We start from the raw sequence: 16,904 nt of genomic DNA, 5'->3' as shown, positions 1-16,904 counted from the left end.
CACGAGCAGTGAGGACTCCCTAGCGGGAGGCGGGCGCCAGTCGCTGTAAAAGGTGATCTGGCGCCCGATGTGGGCGGTCCATGTGAGGATGCATCCTGGCGTACCTGCCACACTGGATGTTTCGCGCCACACATGAGGAGACCAGGGATGACCGCGCGGCGACCCCGCCCCCACTTCGACGATCCACTGGTATCTGTTGAAATCTGTGCTGGCGCGGGCGGCCAGGCCTCGGGCCTCCACCAGGCTGGATTCGACCACGCGGCACTGGTCGAGTGGGACGGGCACGCCGTCGAGACTCTGAAGGCAAACGTCGGCACCTGGCCTGGCTGGACGCAAGAGAAGGTCGACGCGCTACGCCCATCCGATGTGCGGGAGTTTCTCGGCTCCGCTGAGCACCAGCAGCTAAAAGAGATGGAAAAACTTCACGGCCGGAAGATCGACCTCCTCGCTGGCGGGGTACCGTGCCCCCCGTTCTCTCTGGCAGGAAAGCAGCTCGGAAAAGACGATGAGCGGGATCTTTTCCCGGACATGCTCCGAATCGTTGAAGATCTCCAGCCTCGCGCCATCCTCATTGAGAACGTCCGCGGCATCCTGGAGCCGCCTGAGGTCTTCATCGACTACAGGCGCTCCATCATCAACGATTTGAAGAGTCTCGGATACTCCGTGCCCGAAATCTCCGCCGCTATGACCCCCCAGCAGCAGGACCGGAAGATGCGGAGCGTATGGCGCCGCATGGACGCGAACGCGTTCGGCGTCCCGCAGCTTCGCCCACGCGCCATTCTGGTCGCTTTTCACAAGGACGTGGCAAACAGCGGGGCCTTCGTTTGGCCGGTTCGGGACGCCCTGCCGGCAGAAACGCTGATGGAAACTCTCCAGAGCAGCATGCGCAAGCGGTACACACCTTACTGGGACGTCGAGTACACGGCCGACGGTGTTACGCGGACGGGTGCGCAGGCATACGACGATTGGGAGCGGAACGCCCTGACAGCACAGTCTCGCGGCCTCTTGGTTGCACCCACGCTCGTGGGAGGCTCTCGAAAGCACGGGGGGGCGGACCTCGGGCCCACGCGCGCCAAGAAGGCGTGGGCTGCGCTGGGCGTGGATGCCAAGGGCGTCGCCAATGACGAGGATCAAACCGTCCCTGAGCGGGATCTGTTCCGCAAGGACGGTCCGATGCTCACGGTCGACCAGGCAGCCGCCGTTCAGGGCTTCCGCGACTGGACGTTCGCAGGCGGCGGCAAAACCGCACGCTATCGCCAGGTGGGCAATGCTTTCCCACCGCCGGTGGCCGAGGCAGTGGGCCGAGCCGTCGCAGCTGTCCTGCGACCGGAGCACCGGGACTCGCTCCTCTCGGGCTACCAGATGGCTGACGATCCGGACGCTGGTTCCTCACTCCTCGCCAAGGAGGGCACCCTGTTCGCCCCTGCAGCACGAGTCAGCCGTCCCCGCGCAGCCGAGATGGCGGTACCTGCCGACGTGCCTGCCTGAGCTGGAAGCGGATCTACCGTCCAGCTCCGGAGCGGCGCGATGTGACTGCGTCCCATACAACGGCGGCGCAGTCAGCCGCTTCTTCATGTTCCCAGAAGCGCAGGACGAGCCACCCTTCAGCAGCCAGTTGTGCGTCGGTCTCCCTGTCGCGGCGCATATTGCCGCCGATCTTCTCGCGCCAGTAGTCGGGGTTGGTCTTCGGTGGGACAAAATGTTGGGGACAGCCGTGCCAGAAACACCCATCCACGAACACCGCGACTTTTGTCGGCCCAAACACGAGGTCCGCGGTGCGGCGGATTTTCGGAAGCGGTTTGGCGGCCACACGGTAGCGAAGCCCCCGCGCGTGCAGAAGCGAGCGAAGCGCCCGCTCGGGGGATGTGTCCCGGCTCCTGTTGCCGAGCATGCTCCGGCGGTTGGCGGCTGACGATGCCCATGATCCAGCCGGCGGGGTCCACTCCTCGGGCTCGGGCAGCTTGTTCGTCATAACGGCTCGGATTCTAGCCCTCCGCAGCATTCGCTTGAACAGGGGAAGTCGTCAGTGCCCCCCTGGCCCGGGCACGGCGGCCCGGGCGATCGCCGGGGCTGGGCAACCACCTATGGTCGCTGCACCGCCAGTGGCGGAGCCTCTCCCTAGCGGCGGCTCCGCGACCCGTGGACCTCCGCCTAGCGGTCCGCGGCGGCGTACGTGGTGGCGGCCACGGCGGCGGCCGCGGTGAAGACCGCCGGCCAGGCGCCGATCTTCTTGGCCAGGGGGTGGGAGCCCGCGAAGGCGGCGACGTAGGCCGCGCCCAGCAGGGCCGTCGTCGTCGGGGACGTGCGGCGGTGCCATGCGCGCGCGGCGACGGTGCCGGCCGCCGCCAGGACCACGCCGCCGAGCGGGCGGTTCCCCGTCCAGCGGGCCGCGGCGTACCCGCCGACGAGGCCGCCTGCGGCGACGAGCGAGGTGGGGAGCTGCGCCATGGTGGGGGCCTCCAGCCGTTCGGACGTCACCGGACGAGGCTAACGCGCCCGGCGGGCGAACCGGCGCGCGGCCGCCACCGCCAGGACCACGGCGGCCCCGCCCAGGACGTTGTCCGGAAGCGCGTCCTGGAGTGGGCGCGGGAGCACGGCCATGACCCCCAGGATCACGAAGAACGCCACCGCGCAGGCGGCGAGGCCCATCAGGGCCCGGCTGAGGAGGTTGTTGCGCACGCCCGGCCCAACGCGCGCCGGGGCGGGTCGACACGGGGGTCCACGACACCGTACGGAAGTCGGATTTGTCGCACACCCTCCGGATCTGTGGACATGCCCGCTTCCGTACCGCGCAGGCGTAGATTCGGGCCTCGGCAGGAACGATCCGCCCCCACGGCGGGGACGATCCGCCCCCGAGCGACCCGCTCGCGACCCGAGCCTCCCGAGCCGGCCCAAGGAGCTGCACACGTGATCTGTTACGGACCGGCCGTCCTGGACCTGACGGACGAACTCGCCGACGCCTACGGCGAGGTCTTCTCCGCGCCGCCGTGGAACGAGGATGCAGAAACCATTCGTCAGTTCGCCGTACGGCTGCACGCCGACACCCGGCGCCCCGGTTTCCGCACCGCCTTCGCCCAGTCGGCCCTCGGCGTCGACGGCTTCGCCACCGCCTGGCTGACCCCCCGCGCCTTCCCCACCGACCGCGCCTACGGACACGTCGCCGCGCAGCTCGGCCGCCGGCGCGTACGGGAACTCCTCGTCGGCGCCCTGGAGATCGACGAGCTCGCCGTACGCCCGCACGCGCGCGGCCACGGCACCGGGCGCGCCCTGCTCGCGGAGATCACCGCCGACGCCCCCGACGACCGGGCCTGGCTGCTGACCGCACGCGTCGCCACCGACACCGTGGCCACCTACCACCGGCTCGGCTGGCACGAGGTGAAGCCGCTGCCCGGCACGGAGAACGCCGTCGTCGTCTTCCTCGCCCCGAACCACCCCTCGGCGTGAGCGTCGGCCGCCCGCCACCGGGCATACCGGGGGCATGATCACACGCATCGCCCACCGCCAGCTCAACCTGGCCACCCACCACCAGCTCCGCCAGGCCGGCATCCCGGCCGCCACCATCAGCGGCCGCAGCCGCCGCGGAGGACCCTGGCAGCGGCTCCTGCCCAGGGTGTACCTCCTGCAGACCGGCCCGCCCGACCACCGGCAGCAGGCCCTCTCCGCCGTCCTGTACGCCGCCCCGCCCGCCACGGACCCGCTCTCCGGGACCGCCGCCGCACTCACCGGCGGCGCGGCCCTCGCACTCCTCGGCATCCGCGACGCACCACCCGACCCACTGGACGTCCTCGTCCGCGCACCCCGCTCGGTGACGGCCACCGGCCGCGTCCGCCCCTGCTCGACCACCCGCTGGCCGCCCACCATCACCATCACCGGCGTGCCCAGCACACGTCCGGTACGGGCCGCCACCGACTTCGCGGCCCGCACCGCCGACGCGGACCTGGTGCGGTCCGTCCTCGCGAACGTCGTCCAGGGCGGCTGGTGCCACCCCCACGACCTGCACGCGGAGCTGCGCGCGGGCCGCATCCGGCACCGTCCCGCCGTCCGGACGGCGGCCGCCGAACTGCTCGCCGGGGTCCACTCGCTCGCCGAGGGCCGCGCACGCGAGGCCCTCGCGGCCACGGACCTGCCCACTCCGCTCTGGAACGCCCGCCTCTACGGACCCGACGGAGCCTTCCTCGCCAGCCCCGACGCGTACTGGCCCGACGAAGGGGTGGCCCTGGAGATCGACTCCGCGGAGTACCACTACACGCGCGACGCCTGGCAGGCCACGCTGCGCCGCCGACTGCGCCTGGAGGCCCGCGGCGTCCTCGTCGTCAGCACGACCCCCGGGATCCTGCGGGACGAGCCGGCGGAACCGGTCGGCGCGCTGCGCACCCTCCTCGCCCTGGGCGCCGCCCGCCCCCGCCCGCCCCGCGTCACGGCCCGGGGCCACGCACAGCTGGAGCTGCCGCTCCCGTGAGCCCTACGCCCCGAAGGCGCGGGAGACCGTATGGATCAGCAGGCCCGCGAGGGCGCCGACCACCGTGCCGTTGATACGGATGAACTGCAGGTCGCGACCGATGTGGGCCTCGATCTTGCGGGAGGTGTGCTCGGCGTCCCAGCCCGCCACCGTGTCGGTGATCAGCGAGGTGATCTCCCTCCGGTAGGTGGTGACGACGTAGACGACCGCGCCCTCGATCCAGCCCTCCACCTTCGCCTGGAGCCGCCCGTCCGTGGCGAGGCGCGTCCCCAGCGAGATCAGCGAGGCGCGGACCCGCAGGCGCAGCTCGCTCTGCTCGTCCTCCGCAGCCGAAATGATCATCGAACGGATGGCGGACCACGTGGAGGCGATGACGTCCTGGACCTCGTCGCGGGCCAGGATCTCCGACTTCAGGCGCTCCACCCGGGCCCGCGTCGCCGTGTCCGACTGGAGGTCGGCCGCGAAGTCCCGCAGGAAGCGGTCCACGGCCGCGCGGGCCGGGTGCTCCGGCATGTCCCGCATCTCCGTGACGAAGCGGAGCAGCTCCTTGTAGACGCGTTCGCCCACCTTGCGGTCCACGAACCGCGGCGTCCAGCCGGGGGCGCCGCCCTGGACGGCGTCCGTGATCGAGTCCGCGTGGGTGACCAGCCAGTCGTGCGCCTTGGCGCAGACGAGGTCGACGGCGCGGCGGTGACCGCCGTCGGACACGATCTTCTGCAGGGTCTTGCCGAGGGGCGGTGCGATCTCCGCGGTCTCCGCGCGCCGGGTGATGGCCTCGCCCACGACGGCCTGCACATCGGAGTCGCGCAGGACGGTCAGCGCTCCGCGCAGGGCCGTGGCGAGTTCGGCGGTGACGCGGTCGGCGTGCGCGGGCTCGGCCAGCCAGGTGCCGAGGCGGCCGCCGATGCCGATCGCGTGGAGGCGGGTGCGGACCACCTCGGAGGAGAGGAAGTTCTCGCCGACGAACTCACCGAGGGTGGCCCCGAACTGGTCCTTCTTGGTCGGGATGATCGCCGTGTGCGGGATGGGCAGGCCGAGCGGCCGCTTGAAGAGGGCGGTGACGGCGAACCAGTCCGCGAGCGCGCCGACCATGCCGGCCTCCGCGGCGGCGGCGACGTAGCCGGCCCAGGCGCCGGCGCCCCAGGCGTGCTCGGCGTACGTGGCCAGTACGTAGACCAGCGCGACGAGGAGCAGCAGGCCGGTGGCGGTGGCCTTCATCCGGCGCACGCCTTGGCGGCGCTCCTCGTCGGTGGCGTTGAACACGAACGCTCCGCGGGTGGGGGGCGGTGGTGGGGGCGGTGCGGCCGCCGGCGCGGCGGTGCCGCCGCCTGTGGCTCCGGCTGTGCCGCCGGTTGTGCTGCGGTCGTCCACGTGCTCCTGCCTTCCCCCGGGGCGCCGGGCGCCGGTTTTGTCTGCATAGCATCCGACTCCTGGAGGGCCGGTGGAGTTCCCGCCACGCCCGTCCGCTCCCGCGGGGGCAGCAGACCGGCGGGGGCGGCCCCCGGGCCCGTCTGCCCGCTGGGGCGGCGCCCACCCTTCCGCTCCCGCGGGGGCAGCCGACCGGGGTCCGGGCCCGGGCCCGGGTGGCCGGTGGTTGCTGGGGCTCCGCCCCGGACCCCGCGCCTCAAACGCCGGCGGGGCTGGATTTTGCTGCTCGGTGTCGGTGCTGTGTGGGGCGGTGCCCCGCCGGAATGTCTCCTCGGCTCGGCGCGTTCGGGCGATCGCGGCGGTACTCGGAGGTCGCGCGCTCGTCCTGCGGGGACACTCCGCCGTGTCCGTGTCCCCGCAGGACGAGGCGTCACCCCCGAGCACCACCGCGAAGTACGGCACCCGCCGAGCCGAGGAGACACCCCTGCCCGGCACCGCGACTCCGCCGCGCCATGACCGTGTTTCGCCCCAACAGCCACACCCCCGACCAGGCACACCCCAGCCCCGCCGGCGCTTGAGGCGCGGGGTCTGGGGCGGAGCCCCAGCACCACCGACCCGCACCGCCACCCCCGGCGGCAGCCGAGGGGCAGCGCCCCGGCAACCACCGGCCACCCCGGGCGGGAGCCACAAGGCGGAGCCCCAGCACCACCGACCCGCACCGCCACCCCCGGCGGGAGCCTAGGGGCGCTTGGTTTTGACCTCCACCCCGCCCCAGAAGGCGAAGCCCGTCACCACCACCCGCGGAGCGCCCGGCTCCGTCGGGCCCGGGCTGTCGCGCTGGTCGAACGCGCCCATGAAGCCGAAGCCCCGGACATCGACGTCCACCCCCGGCGGCACCGTGATCTCGATGCCGCCCATGACGGCGACGCAGTTGATCACCACCTCGCGCTGCGCGAAGTCCGCCTGGCGCAGATCGAGCTCCCCGCCGCCCCAGAACGCGACCGCGTCGAAGCGGGCCGGGACCGTCCACCGCCCCTTGCGCTGGAAGCCCGACATCACCGCGACGGCCAGCGCCGACGTGCCCGTACCGCCGATCCGGCCCGGCCAGGCCGCGCCGGCCGCCGGCACCGCCGGTGCCGCCGACGGGGCCGCGGCCGGGGCGGCGGCCGCGGGGAGGTCCGCCGTCAGCGGTTCCAGCTGCGCATACGTCCGGGACTTGTACACCGCCTCCAGCCGCTCCTCGAACTCCTCCATGTCGAGCCGGCCCTCGGCGACGGCGTCCCTGAGGCGCTCCGCCACCCGGTCCCGGTCGGCGTCCGACGCCCTCAACTCCGGCAACGGCTTCTCGTCACTCATGCGGACCAGACTATGCACCGAGGGACGGGAGTTGTATGGTCCCGCCCCTGAGACCGTCCCCGACCGGACCCTGAGACCGCCCCTACCCCTGCGGGCCGGATCCGTTCAACCACGCCCCGCGTACATCCGCGCGATCACGTCCTCGATGTCCGGTTCCCGCACGGACAGGTCCACCAGCGGGTACTGGGCCGCCACCGCCGACACCAGCGGCGCCGCCGACGCCCCGGCCGGGAAGGCCAGCCACTGCCGGGGACCCTCCACCTTCACCACCCGCGCCCCCGGCACGCTGATCGGCGCGACCTCCCGCTCCAGGTCCACCACCAGCGTCCGCTCGCTCTCCCCCACCGACCCCGCCGCATGCAACCCGCCCAGCGGCCCGTCGTACATCAGCCGCCCGTGGTCGATCACCATCACCCTCTCGCAGAGCTGCTCGATGTCCTGCAGGTCGTGCGTGGTCAGCAGCACCGTCGTCCCGCGCTCCTCGTTCAACTGCCGCAGGAAGCCGCGTACCTTCGCCTTGCTCACCACGTCCAGTCCGATCGTCGGCTCGTCCAGGTACAGCACGTCCGGATCGTGCAGCAGCGCCGCCGCGATGTCCCCGCGCATCCGCTGCCCCAGCGACAGCTGCCGTACCGGCACGTCCAGCAGCTCCGCCAGGTCGAGGCGGTCCACGCACCGCTCCAGGTTCTCCTCGAACCGTGCCCGCGGCACCCGGTACATCCGCCGCATCAGCCCGTACGAGTCCTTCAGCGGCAGGTCCCACCACAGCGTGGTGCGCTGCCCGAACACCACCCCGATCCGCTGCGCCAGACGCACCCGCTCCCGCGCCGGGTCGATGCCCGCGACCCGCAGCCGGCCGCCGCTCGGCGTCAGGATCCCGGTCAGCATCTTGATCGTCGTCGACTTGCCGGCGCCGTTGGGCCCGATATAGCCGACCACCTCGCCCCGACCGACCTCGAAACTGATCCCGTCCACCGCCCTGACCCGGCGTTTCTCCCGGCGCACCAGACCCACCCGGCGTCGTACGTCGAAGACCTTCTCGACCCCGTCCAGCGAGATCAGCGCATCATCCACCACGGCTCAGCTCCCCGTACTCCGGTACGAACGGACTCCCGCACGCCAGGCCAGCGACGCGGGTACGAACACCGCCAGGGCCACCAACGGGCTCAGGAACGCGGCCCACCCCGGCAGCCCCAGCGGATCGGGCCGCCCCAGCACATACAGCGCGGGCAGCCAGTTGACGAAGGCCAGCGGGACGATGAAGGTCACCCCGCGCAGCAGGTCCGTCGTGAAGACCGTCGGCGGGTACTGCAGCATCGTGCAGCCGCCGTAGGTGAAGGAGTTCTGCACCTCCGCCGCGTCCCCGGCCACGAACTGGAAGGCGGCCCCGGCCACCATCACCGCCGCGAAGATCGACCCGCCGGCCAGCAGCATCACCGGCACCAGCAGCACCCTGCCGACCGTCCAGTCCACCTCCAGCGACCACAGCGCCCAGCCCAGCACCCCCAGCCCCTGCCCGATCCGGCCCAGCCGGCGCAGCGCGAAACGGTCCGCCGCGACCTGCGCCAGCAGCGGCACCGGCCGCACCAGCATCGTGTCGAGCGAACCGTCGCGGATCCTGGCGCCGATCCGGTCGGTGTTCCCCAGCAGCAGGTCCGCCAGCCCCAGCGACGCCGAGCACGACCCGTACAGCAACGCGACCTCGGGCAGCGTGAACCCGCCGAGGACGTCCACGTGCGAGAACATGATGGAGATCGCGACGAAGTCCAGGAGCGTGATCGCCGCGTTCCCCAGCGTCGACAGGATGAAGGACGTCCGGTACGTCATCGTCGACCGGATCCACATGGCGGCGATCAGGCCGTAGCCGCGCAGCCCCTCCCGTACCCGGCCCGGCGCCGGCGGCACCTCCAGGCCCGCGAACTCCCTCTCCAGTACCGCCTCAGCCACCCTGGACCACCACCTTCCGCGTCGCCGCCGACTGCAACACCCGTCCCGCACACAGCAGTACGAGGACCCAGAAGACCTGGAAGGCCAGCGCCCCTGCCGCGTCCCCGGCGCCCGCGTGCTCACCCAGCAGTACGTCCAGCGGGACCTGGAGCATGGCCGCCCACGGCAGGACGCGCACGAACTCGCCGAAGGCGCCCGGGAAGACGGTCAGCGGCAGCAGCATCCCCGAGAAGAAGATCGAGACGACGGTCGCCATCAGGTTGATCCCGGCCCCGTCCAACAGCCAGAAGGCCAGCAGACCCAGCAGGTAGCGCACCGCGAAGCTCACCACCAGCCCGAGCGCCACGGAGACGAGGAACAGCAGCCAGCGTTCCGGGTCCGTGGGCAGCGCCAGCCGGAAGAACAGCGCCCCCGCAACGATCGGGACCAGCCCCCGCCCCAGCAGCTGGAAGGCGGCGCGGCCCAGGTCGGCCGCCAGCCACCACATCTGCAGGTCGGCGGGCCGGTACAGGTCGACCGCGATGTCGCCGGTGCGGACGCGCTCCTGGAGCTCCTCCTGGAAACCGCCGCCGATCAACGCCCCGGCGGCCAGCAGCGACTGGCTCACCCAGACGAAGGTCAGGGCCTGGGCCTGGTCGTATCCGCCCAGGCCGGGGCGCTGCTCCCACAGCGCGATGTACGTGAACGCGACGATGAACCCGAAGACGGTGTTGGTGAACACGCCCGCCGCGGTCGCCGTCCCGTAGGTGGCGTAGCGCCGGAACCCGCCGGCCGCGACCGCCGCATAGAGGGCCGCTCTCCGGCGTGCTTCCTGCCGCACTCCCGGGCGCACGTCATGGTGCAGGTCATCGCGTACGTCCTGGCGCAGGCCGTCGCGCCCTTCGCGGCGCGTGCTCTGGCGCACTCTCTGGCGCACTCTCTGGCGCACCGTATCCCCTCCGATTTACGCGTCGTTCCTACGTCGGCCAAAGCGCGCGAGCTTAGTGCGGAGGGGCGAGCCACGCGACCGATTTATCCCCGTCCGGGGCGGTGGGCACCGGCCATCGGGTAGACACCATGAGGTACAGAAGTGGATATTTCGAACAGCGGCGAGGAGTCCTGGAGATGAGCGACCCGTCACCACCCGCGGGCTGGACCCCTCGCGACCCGGACACCCCGCCCCACGGCGGGGGCGACCCCGGCGCACCGCACCGCACCGGCCGCCCGAGCCGCCCCGACCGCCCCGGGAAGCAGACCCGCCCCCGGCGGACCGGCCCACGCCGCCTCCTCCCCACCTGGCGCACGCTCCTCGGCGCCGCACTGCTCCTCGCCCTCCTGATCTGCGGCGGCCTCGTGGCCGGTTACCTGCTCGTCGACATCCCGCCGGCCAACGCCGCCGCGACCGCCCAGTCGAACGTCTACCTCTACTCCGACGGCTCCCAGCTCGCCCGCGACGGCGAGGTCAACCGCGTCAACGTGCCCCTCTCGCAGATCCCGCTGACCGTCCAGGAAGCCGTACTGGCCGCGGAGGACCGGGACTTCTACTCCGAACGGGCGGTGGACCCCAAGGCGATGGTCCGCGCCGCCTGGAACACGGCCACCGGCAAAGGCACCCAGTCCGGCTCGACGATCACCCAGCAGTACGTCAAGAACTACTACCTGGGCCAGGAACAGACCATCAAACGCAAGGCCAAGGAGTTCTTCATCGCCGTCAAGCTGGGCCGCGAGAAGTCCAAGGCCTACATCCTGGAGGGCTACCTCAACACCAGCTACTTCGGACGCAACGCCTACGGCATCCAGGCCGCCTCCCAGGCCTACTACGGCAAGGATGTCGGCGGCCTCACCACCGCCGAGGGCGCCTACCTCGCCACCCTCCTCAACTCCCCCAGCGCCTTCGACGTCGTCTCCCACCCGCAGAGCCGCACCCGCGCCCTCGCCCGCTGGAACTACGTCCTCGACGGCATGGTCAAGAAGGGCTGGCTGACCGCCGCACAACGCACGACCACGACGTTCCCCGAGCCCGGCAAGGTACGGGCCGCCCCCGGTCTGTCCGGCCAGCGCGGCTACCTGGTGGAAGCGATCAAGGACTTCATCCTCGACCGCGGCATCCTCGACGACAAGACCCTCGCCGAGGGCGGCTACCGGATCCGCACCACCATCGACCGGCGCCGCCAGGCCGACTTCGTCGAAGCCGTCGACGACCGGATGCTCAGCAGGCTCGACCCCCAGACCCGCACGGCGGACCGGGTGGTGCGGGCCGGCGGCGTCTCCATCGACCCGGCCACCGGCAAGGTCGTCGCCATGTACGGCGGCGTCGACTACACCCGGCAGTACGTGAACAACGCGACCCGGCACGACTACCAGGTCGCCTCCACCTTCAAACCGTTCGTCTTCGCGGCCGCCGTCGAGAACGACTCCCGCACCCAGGACGGCCGCCGGATCACCCCCCACACGCTCTACAACGGCGACGACAGACGCCCCGTCGTCGGCGGCCGGATCCGCTTCGCCCCGGAGAACGAGGGCCGCATCTCCTACGGGAACATCACCGTGAACACCGCCACCGACCTCTCCGTCAACGCCGTCTACGCGCAGATGGCCGTCGACGTCGGAACCGCCAGGGTCAAGAAGACCGCCATCGACCTGGGCATCCCCGAGGACACCCCGAACTTCGCCGTCGGCCCGGCCATGGCGCTCGGCACCCTCCAGGCCAGCGTCCTCGACATGACCCAGGCGTACGCGACCCTCGCCGACCACGGCCGCCGCACCCCCTACACCTTCCTGGAGGAGATCGCGAAGGGCGACGACAGGATCCCCCTCCCCGAACGCACCCCCGTCCAGGCCATCAGCCGCGAGGCCGCCGACACCACCACCTCCATGCTGGTCAGCGTCGTCGACAACGGCACCGGAACGGCCGCCCTCGCCGCCGGCCACCCCGCCGCCGGCAAGACCGGCACCGGAGAACTGGACCGCTCGGCCTGGTTCGCCGCCTACACCCCGAACCTGGTCACGGTCGTCGCCATGATGGGCCAGGACCCGGACACCGGCAGCCTGGAATCCCTGTACGGGGCCCTCGGCGAGCCCCGCATCGGCGGTGGCGGCTACCCGGCCCGCATCTGGGCCGCGTACACGAAGAGCGCCCTGGAGGCCACCGACCCCGTCGACTTCGACCTCGACCTCCAGCAGGGCGCCGCACCGCCCCCGCCCCCCTCCTCGGAGTCGAACCAGCCGCCGCAGACACCGGACGAGGACACGCAGTCCCCCTCCCGGCGGCCGACGCCGCCGTCCGGCGGCCAGGACAACGGCGGACCGGACGGAGGCGGCCGCACCCAGGGCGGCCGCGACACCGGAGGCGGCGACAGCGCAGGCCAGGACGGCGGCGGCCGCAGCGACGGCGGACGGACGCAAGGCGGCCAGGACACCGCAGGCCGCACCCAGGGCGGCCAGGACGACGGCGGCACCACCCAGGGCGACGACGGCGGCGCCACCGCCGACACCCGCGGCGGCACGGGCACCGGCGGAGGCGGCTGGGACGGCGGCGGGACGACCGGAGGCCCCCGCCCCCCGTCGGCGTTCCTGGAGTAGCCGACGCAGCAGCCGGCAGCGACCGGGGGCAGGGGTCACCGACCCGCGGTCAGTGACCGGAGGTCGCCTTCAGCCCCACCACGGCGACCAGCAGCAGACAGATGAAGAAGATCCGGGCGGCGGTGACGGGCTCACCCAGCACCGCCATACCGAGCACGGCCGCACCCGCGGCACCGATGCCCACCCACACCCCGTACGCCGTACCGATGGGCAGGGTCTTCGCGGCGTAGGACAGCAGCACCATGCTCGCCACGATCCCGGCGCCCGTGAACACACTGGGCCACAGCCGGGTGAAGCCGTCGGTGAACTTCATGCCGATCGACCAGCCCACTTCGAGCAGACCGGCGAGAAGAAGAAGGACCCAGGCCATGACGGCACCTCCGAGACATCGGTCGATACGGGGTGCGTCGTCTTGTCGTACCCGGTACGGCGCGTCTCGTCGGGGGTCTCCCCACCGTAGCAAACGGCAGCGAGAAGGGCCGGTGACCTCCGCCACCGGCCCTCGTCGTCATCCATCGGTCATCGGACAGCGGATCAGAGGTACAGCCCCGTCGAGTCCTCCGACCCCTCCAGCCGCTCCGCGGCCACGGCGTGCAGGTCCCGCTCGCGCATCAGCACGTACGTCGCCCCGCGCACCTCGACCTCGGCCCGGTCCTCGGGGTCGTACAGCACCCGGTCACCGGGCTCGACGGTCCGGACGTTCTGCCCGACCGCGACGACCTCGGCCCAGGCCAGCCGCTTGCCCACGGCGGCCGTCGCCGGGATCAGGATGCCGCCGCCGGAGCGCCGCTCGCCCTCGGGCAGGTCGGACTTCACGAGCACGCGGTCGTGCAGCATGCGGATGGGCAGCTTGTCGTGGGTGGTGTTCTCGCTCACGCCCCGAACCTACCTGTCCAAGGGCGCCCCGCACCCCGCAGGGTCATGCGCGCCTGCGGCGCGCCGAGACCACGAGCAGCCCCACCACACCCACCGCGAGCAGCGCGACGGGGACGACACGCTCCAGCCGCGGGCTGCCGTCCTCGTGCCGCAGACCGTCGCTCACGTCCGTCACGAGGCGGTTCACGGAGGCGACGGCACGCCCGGCGGTCCGGTCGACGGTCGAGGCGACCCGGGCCCGCGCGTCCCCGATGATCGTCTGCGGGTGCATGCGCACGCCGATCTCGTCGAGCGTCTCGGCGAGCTGCTCGCGGCGGCGGACGATGTCCGCCTCGATCTGTGCGGGGGTCCTGGCTTCCGACACCGCGCTGCCTCCGTCGTCGTGGTCGTGATCGTGTGGGGGCGTAGTCCGCCGTGAACAGTCTGTCAGCTTAGTCTCGTGACGTACCGATCCCCTCCCGAGGAGACTGTCAGATGAGCGAGCGACTCCAGCCGGGCGACACCGCCCCCGCCTTCACCCTGCCCGACGCGGACGGCAACGAGGTCTCGCTCGCCGACCACAAGGGCCGCAAGGTCATCGTGTACTTCTACCCCGCCGCCCTGACCCCGGGCTGCACGAAGCAGGCCTGCGACTTCACGGACAACCTGGACGCCCTCGCGGCGGCCGGCTACGACGTCATCGGCGTCTCCCCCGACAAGCCGGAGAAGCTGGCGAAGTTCCGCGAGAAGGAGAGCCTGAGGGTCACGCTGGTCGGCGACCCGGAGAAGGAGACGCTGGCGGCGTACGGGGCGTTCGGCGAGAAGAAGCTGTACGGCAAGACGGTCACGGGCGTCATCCGCTCCACGGTGGTCGTGGACGAGGAGGGCAAGGTCGAGCACGCCTTCTACAACGTGAAGGCGACGGGCCACGTAGCCAAGATCATCAAGGACCTCGGCCTCTGACACCGCCGCCCCCGGAGCGGGTCGTCCCTGAGGGGGGACGCCCCGCTCCGCTTATCGGACGACCCCACCCGTGACCGTCCCGACTATCACCTCGTTGCTCCGTACGAGCGCCGCACACGCGGCCGGGAGGGGAGAGAGATGGCGGTCAGGTTCACACGGGAGTTGCTGGAAGCCGCGGCTCGCGAGACGGACAACTGGGACGACGCCGTCCGATGGTGCGGGGGCACGCCCAGCGCGGGCAGCAGACGCTATGTGCGGGCGAAGATGCGGGAGAGCGGGGTCGATTACTCGCACTTCCCCATAAAATGGGCGCGACACACCGAGGAGCGACTCCGTGACGTGGTGGCCGAGTCCACATCCTTCGCCGACGTGGTCAACCGCCTCGGCATCAGCAACGTCGGCGGCAACCAGACGCACATCGCCCGGCGGATCGCAGCCCTCGGCATCGACACGTCGCACTTCGCCGCCACGCGGATTCCCCGGCCCAAAGGGGCCCTGGGACCGACGCTGTCCCTCAGAAGGCCGGAGGACGGCAGGGTGCCGGGCGAGCGGTTGCGGAGGCATTTACTGAAGGCCGGCGTGCCGGAGGAGTGCGCCGAGTGCGGGGTCGGTCCCCACTGGAACGGCAAGCCCCTCCGGCACGAGGTCGACCACGTCAACGGCGAATGGTGGGACAGCCGACGGGAGAACCTCCGGCTCCTGTGCCCCAACTGTCACGCGACCACAGACACCTACCGCGGCCGCAGGACGAGGAGGGCGGCGTGAGCAAGGTCAGGTTTACCAGGGACCTGCTGAGCCGAACCGCGCCACGGGCCACCAGCCTGGTCGACCTGCTGAGACTGCTGGACGTCCCGCTCCTGGCAGGCCCCCGCCGGTATCTCCGTGACAGGTTGGCCCACTACGGGATCGACACCTCGCACTTCGTGGACGAGCCGCTCCCCGCGAGGGTCCGACAGCACTACACGGAGGAGCGGTTGCGGGAGGCGGCAGCCCGTACGGACAGCATCGCGGGGATGCTCTCCTCCATGGGCGTCGAGCCCTACAACAGCGCGCACGTCCACATCGGCAAGCTTCTCGAACGGTTCGGGATCGACACGTCGCATTTTCGGCGCCGCGACACTCCGATGTCGCGGCGCCTGTTCGCCCGCGACGCGATCGCCCCCGCCGTCCTCGGCTCGAAGAGCATGGCTGATGTCATGCGCGCGCTCGGCCACCACCCGTTCGACGGCGCCGGACGTGCCAAGGCACGGCGGAGCATCGAGGAGTACGGGCTGTCGACCGCGCACTTCACGGGCCAGGGCCACACCCGCGGCAGCCGCTCCCCCGCCCGCAGGTCCGCCGCGGAAATCCTCAGGCGGCTCGAAGACGGATCCGCACGCACCAAGACGGCTACCCTCCGCCGAGCCCTCGACGACATCGGAGTCCCTCACAGGTGCGCCGAATGCGGCATCGGGGACATCTGGCGCGGCCGGAGACTCGTCCTGGAGATCGACCACGTGAACGGCGACCGGCTGGACAACCGGCGGGCGAACCTGCGTTATCTGTGCCCCTCGTGCCACAGCCAGACTCCGACCTTCGCCAAGCGGTCGGGCAAGGCCGTCCCTTCGCAACGAACCGCCGTCGGCGACCAGTAAGGTGGTCGCACGGGTCCGTACCCCAGCTGGCAAGAGGGCGCCGGTTTAGGTCCGGTGTGTCGTGGGTTCGAGTCCCACCGGGCCCACGACGAACGGGCGGTGCTCCTCGCAGGAGGAGCACCGCCCGTCGGCGTCTCCGGGACGGTCAGGGCAGCAGGGCGCGGATGAAGGGGACCAGGGCGCGGAAGGCCTGGCCGCGGTGGGAGATGGCGTTCTTCTCGGCCGGGGTCAGTTCCGCGCAGGTGCGGGACTCGCCCAGGGGCTGGAGGATCGGGTCGTAGCCGAAGCCGCCCGTGCCCGCCGGGGTGTGGCGCAGGGTGCCCAGGAGGCGGCCTTCGACGACGCGCTCGGTGCCGTCCGGGAGGGCCAGGGCGGCCGCGCACGCGAAGTGGGCTCCGCGGTTCTCGTCGGCGATGTCGCCGAGCTGCGCCAGGAGCAGGTCCAGGTTGGCCTTGTCGTCGCCGTGGCGGCCGGCCCAGCGCGCGGAGAAGATGCCGGGGGCGCCGTGCAGGACGTCCACGCAGAGGCCGGAGTCGTCGGCGACCGCCGGCAGGCCGGTGGCCTGGGCCAGGGCGTGGGCCTTGAGGAGGGCGTTCTCGGCGAAGGTGACGCCGGTCTCCTTGACGTCGGGGATCTCCGGGTACGCGTCCGCGCCGACCAGCCCGTGGGGCAGGCCGGCGTCGGCGAGGATGGCGCGCAGTTCGGAGATTTTGCCCGCGTTGCGGGTCGCGAGGATCAGGCGGCTGGGCGTCGAGGTCATG

At 71.8% G+C, this 16,904-nt stretch carries 19 protein-coding genes, 1 tRNA gene and 1 riboswitch; of the genes, 8 read left to right on the top strand and 12 right to left on the bottom strand.

Annotated features, from left to right (window positions below; genetic code table 11):
• Positions 1-147: 147 nt before the first annotated feature.
• The gene (locus IF89_RS0102475; RefSeq protein ID WP_063831238.1) at positions 148-1,488 is read left to right on the top strand and encodes a DNA cytosine methyltransferase; all 1,341 of its coding nucleotides are present in this window, start codon (positions 148-150) and stop codon (positions 1,486-1,488) included.
• Between the two features lie 13 nt (positions 1,489-1,501).
• Here IF89_RS0102475 and IF89_RS41685 read toward each other — a convergent pair whose 3' ends face one another.
• The 3 genes from IF89_RS41685 to IF89_RS0102465 all read right to left on the bottom strand — a co-directional run bounded on the left by IF89_RS41685 (position 1,502) and on the right by IF89_RS0102465 (position 2,679).
• The gene (locus IF89_RS41685; protein WP_078628050.1) at positions 1,502-1,972 is read right to left on the bottom strand and encodes a very short patch repair endonuclease; all 471 of its coding nucleotides are present in this window, start codon (positions 1,970-1,972) and stop codon (positions 1,502-1,504) included.
• A 179-nt stretch (positions 1,973-2,151) separates the two neighbouring features.
• Positions 2,152-2,448 carry a hypothetical protein gene (locus IF89_RS0102470; RefSeq protein WP_030760352.1) on the bottom strand — a complete coding sequence of 99 codons (297 nt, stop codon included), beginning with the start codon at positions 2,446-2,448 and terminating at the stop codon, positions 2,152-2,154.
• Between the two features lie 39 nt (positions 2,449-2,487).
• Complete coding sequence (locus IF89_RS0102465; RefSeq protein ID WP_030760350.1) at positions 2,488-2,679, bottom strand: hypothetical protein; 192 nt, start codon at positions 2,677-2,679, stop codon at positions 2,488-2,490.
• Between the two features lie 228 nt (positions 2,680-2,907).
• Here IF89_RS0102465 and IF89_RS0102460 point away from each other — a divergent pair, with 228 nt between their 5' ends.
• Positions 2,908-3,444 carry a GNAT family N-acetyltransferase gene (locus IF89_RS0102460; protein WP_234327641.1) on the top strand — a complete coding sequence of 179 codons (537 nt, stop codon included), beginning with the start codon at positions 2,908-2,910 and terminating at the stop codon, positions 3,442-3,444.
• A gap of 34 nt (positions 3,445-3,478) precedes the next feature.
• Positions 3,479-4,459, top strand: a complete 981-nt coding sequence (locus tag IF89_RS0102455) for a hypothetical protein (protein WP_051806729.1) — start codon at positions 3,479-3,481, stop codon at positions 4,457-4,459.
• 3 nt (positions 4,460-4,462) lie between these two features.
• On the opposite strand, the gene IF89_RS0102450 is transcribed toward IF89_RS0102455, so the two are convergent.
• The 5 genes from IF89_RS0102450 to IF89_RS0102430 all read right to left on the bottom strand — a co-directional run bounded on the left by IF89_RS0102450 (position 4,463) and on the right by IF89_RS0102430 (position 9,950).
• Positions 4,463-5,830 carry a DUF445 domain-containing protein gene (locus IF89_RS0102450; RefSeq protein WP_078628049.1) on the bottom strand — a complete coding sequence of 456 codons (1,368 nt, stop codon included), beginning with the start codon at positions 5,828-5,830 and terminating at the stop codon, positions 4,463-4,465.
• A gap of 735 nt (positions 5,831-6,565) precedes the next feature.
• Complete coding sequence (locus tag IF89_RS0102445; RefSeq protein ID WP_030760338.1) at positions 6,566-7,183, bottom strand: DUF1707 SHOCT-like domain-containing protein; 618 nt, start codon at positions 7,181-7,183, stop codon at positions 6,566-6,568.
• A 105-nt stretch (positions 7,184-7,288) separates the two neighbouring features.
• Positions 7,289-8,260, bottom strand: a complete 972-nt coding sequence (locus IF89_RS0102440; protein WP_030760335.1) for an ABC transporter ATP-binding protein — start codon at positions 8,258-8,260, stop codon at positions 7,289-7,291.
• A 3-nt stretch (positions 8,261-8,263) separates the two neighbouring features.
• Positions 8,264-9,130 carry an ABC-2 family transporter protein gene (locus tag IF89_RS0102435; protein ID WP_030760333.1) on the bottom strand — a complete coding sequence of 289 codons (867 nt, stop codon included), beginning with the start codon at positions 9,128-9,130 and terminating at the stop codon, positions 8,264-8,266.
• Positions 9,123-9,950 carry an ABC transporter permease gene (locus tag IF89_RS0102430; protein WP_030760330.1) on the bottom strand — a complete coding sequence of 276 codons (828 nt, stop codon included), beginning with the start codon at positions 9,948-9,950 and terminating at the stop codon, positions 9,123-9,125. The genes IF89_RS0102435 and IF89_RS0102430 overlap by 8 nt, the downstream gene beginning before the upstream one ends.
• Positions 9,951-10,234: 284 nt before the next feature.
• Between IF89_RS0102430 and IF89_RS0102425 the strand changes: the two genes are divergently transcribed.
• Positions 10,235-12,691 (top strand): transglycosylase domain-containing protein, encoded by a 2,457-nt coding sequence (locus IF89_RS0102425; protein ID WP_043192732.1) that lies wholly within the window; start codon positions 10,235-10,237, stop codon positions 12,689-12,691.
• A gap of 49 nt (positions 12,692-12,740) precedes the next feature.
• On the opposite strand, the gene IF89_RS0102420 is transcribed toward IF89_RS0102425, so the two are convergent.
• The 3 genes from IF89_RS0102420 to IF89_RS0102410 form a co-directional block, all read right to left on the bottom strand.
• The gene (locus IF89_RS0102420; protein ID WP_030760324.1) at positions 12,741-13,061 is read right to left on the bottom strand and encodes a DMT family transporter; all 321 of its coding nucleotides are present in this window, start codon (positions 13,059-13,061) and stop codon (positions 12,741-12,743) included.
• A 31-nt stretch (positions 13,062-13,092) separates the two neighbouring features.
• Positions 13,093-13,156, bottom strand: a riboswitch (guanidine-III (ykkC-III) riboswitch).
• A gap of 69 nt (positions 13,157-13,225) precedes the next feature.
• Positions 13,226-13,567 carry a GroES family chaperonin gene (locus tag IF89_RS0102415; protein WP_030009035.1) on the bottom strand — a complete coding sequence of 114 codons (342 nt, stop codon included), beginning with the start codon at positions 13,565-13,567 and terminating at the stop codon, positions 13,226-13,228.
• 43 nt (positions 13,568-13,610) lie between these two features.
• Positions 13,611-13,931 carry a DUF3618 domain-containing protein gene (locus tag IF89_RS0102410; protein ID WP_030760321.1) on the bottom strand — a complete coding sequence of 107 codons (321 nt, stop codon included), beginning with the start codon at positions 13,929-13,931 and terminating at the stop codon, positions 13,611-13,613.
• Positions 13,932-14,041: 110 nt separating this feature from the next.
• Here IF89_RS0102410 and bcp point away from each other — a divergent pair, with 110 nt between their 5' ends.
• The 4 genes from bcp (at position 14,042) to IF89_RS0102390 (ending at position 16,229) form a co-directional block, all read left to right on the top strand.
• Positions 14,042-14,509 (top strand): thioredoxin-dependent thiol peroxidase, encoded by a 468-nt coding sequence (gene bcp, locus IF89_RS0102405; RefSeq protein WP_030760319.1) that lies wholly within the window; start codon positions 14,042-14,044, stop codon positions 14,507-14,509.
• A gap of 138 nt (positions 14,510-14,647) precedes the next feature.
• Positions 14,648-15,274: a hypothetical protein gene (locus tag IF89_RS0102400; protein ID WP_030760316.1), complete on the top strand. Its 627-nt coding sequence runs from the start codon at positions 14,648-14,650 to the stop codon at positions 15,272-15,274.
• On the top strand, positions 15,271-16,143 hold the full coding sequence (locus IF89_RS0102395; protein WP_030760313.1) for an HNH endonuclease: 873 nt from the start codon (positions 15,271-15,273) through the stop codon (positions 16,141-16,143). The genes IF89_RS0102400 and IF89_RS0102395 overlap by 4 nt, the downstream gene beginning before the upstream one ends.
• Before the next feature lie 11 nt (positions 16,144-16,154).
• A tRNA-Leu gene (locus tag IF89_RS0102390) sits at positions 16,155-16,229 on the top strand.
• A 59-nt stretch (positions 16,230-16,288) separates the two neighbouring features.
• Here IF89_RS0102390 and rdgB read toward each other — a convergent pair.
• Complete coding sequence (gene rdgB / locus IF89_RS0102385; RefSeq protein ID WP_030760311.1) at positions 16,289-16,903, bottom strand: RdgB/HAM1 family non-canonical purine NTP pyrophosphatase; 615 nt, start codon at positions 16,901-16,903, stop codon at positions 16,289-16,291.
• Between the last annotated feature and the right edge of the window lies 1 nt (position 16,904).

Source organism: Streptomyces sp. NRRL F-2664 (assembly GCF_000719345.1).
GTDB lineage: Bacteria > Actinomycetota > Actinomycetes > Streptomycetales > Streptomycetaceae > Streptomyces.
The sequence above is the reverse complement of the archived record's forward strand: the minus strand, read 5'-3'. Positions and strand labels throughout refer to the sequence as shown.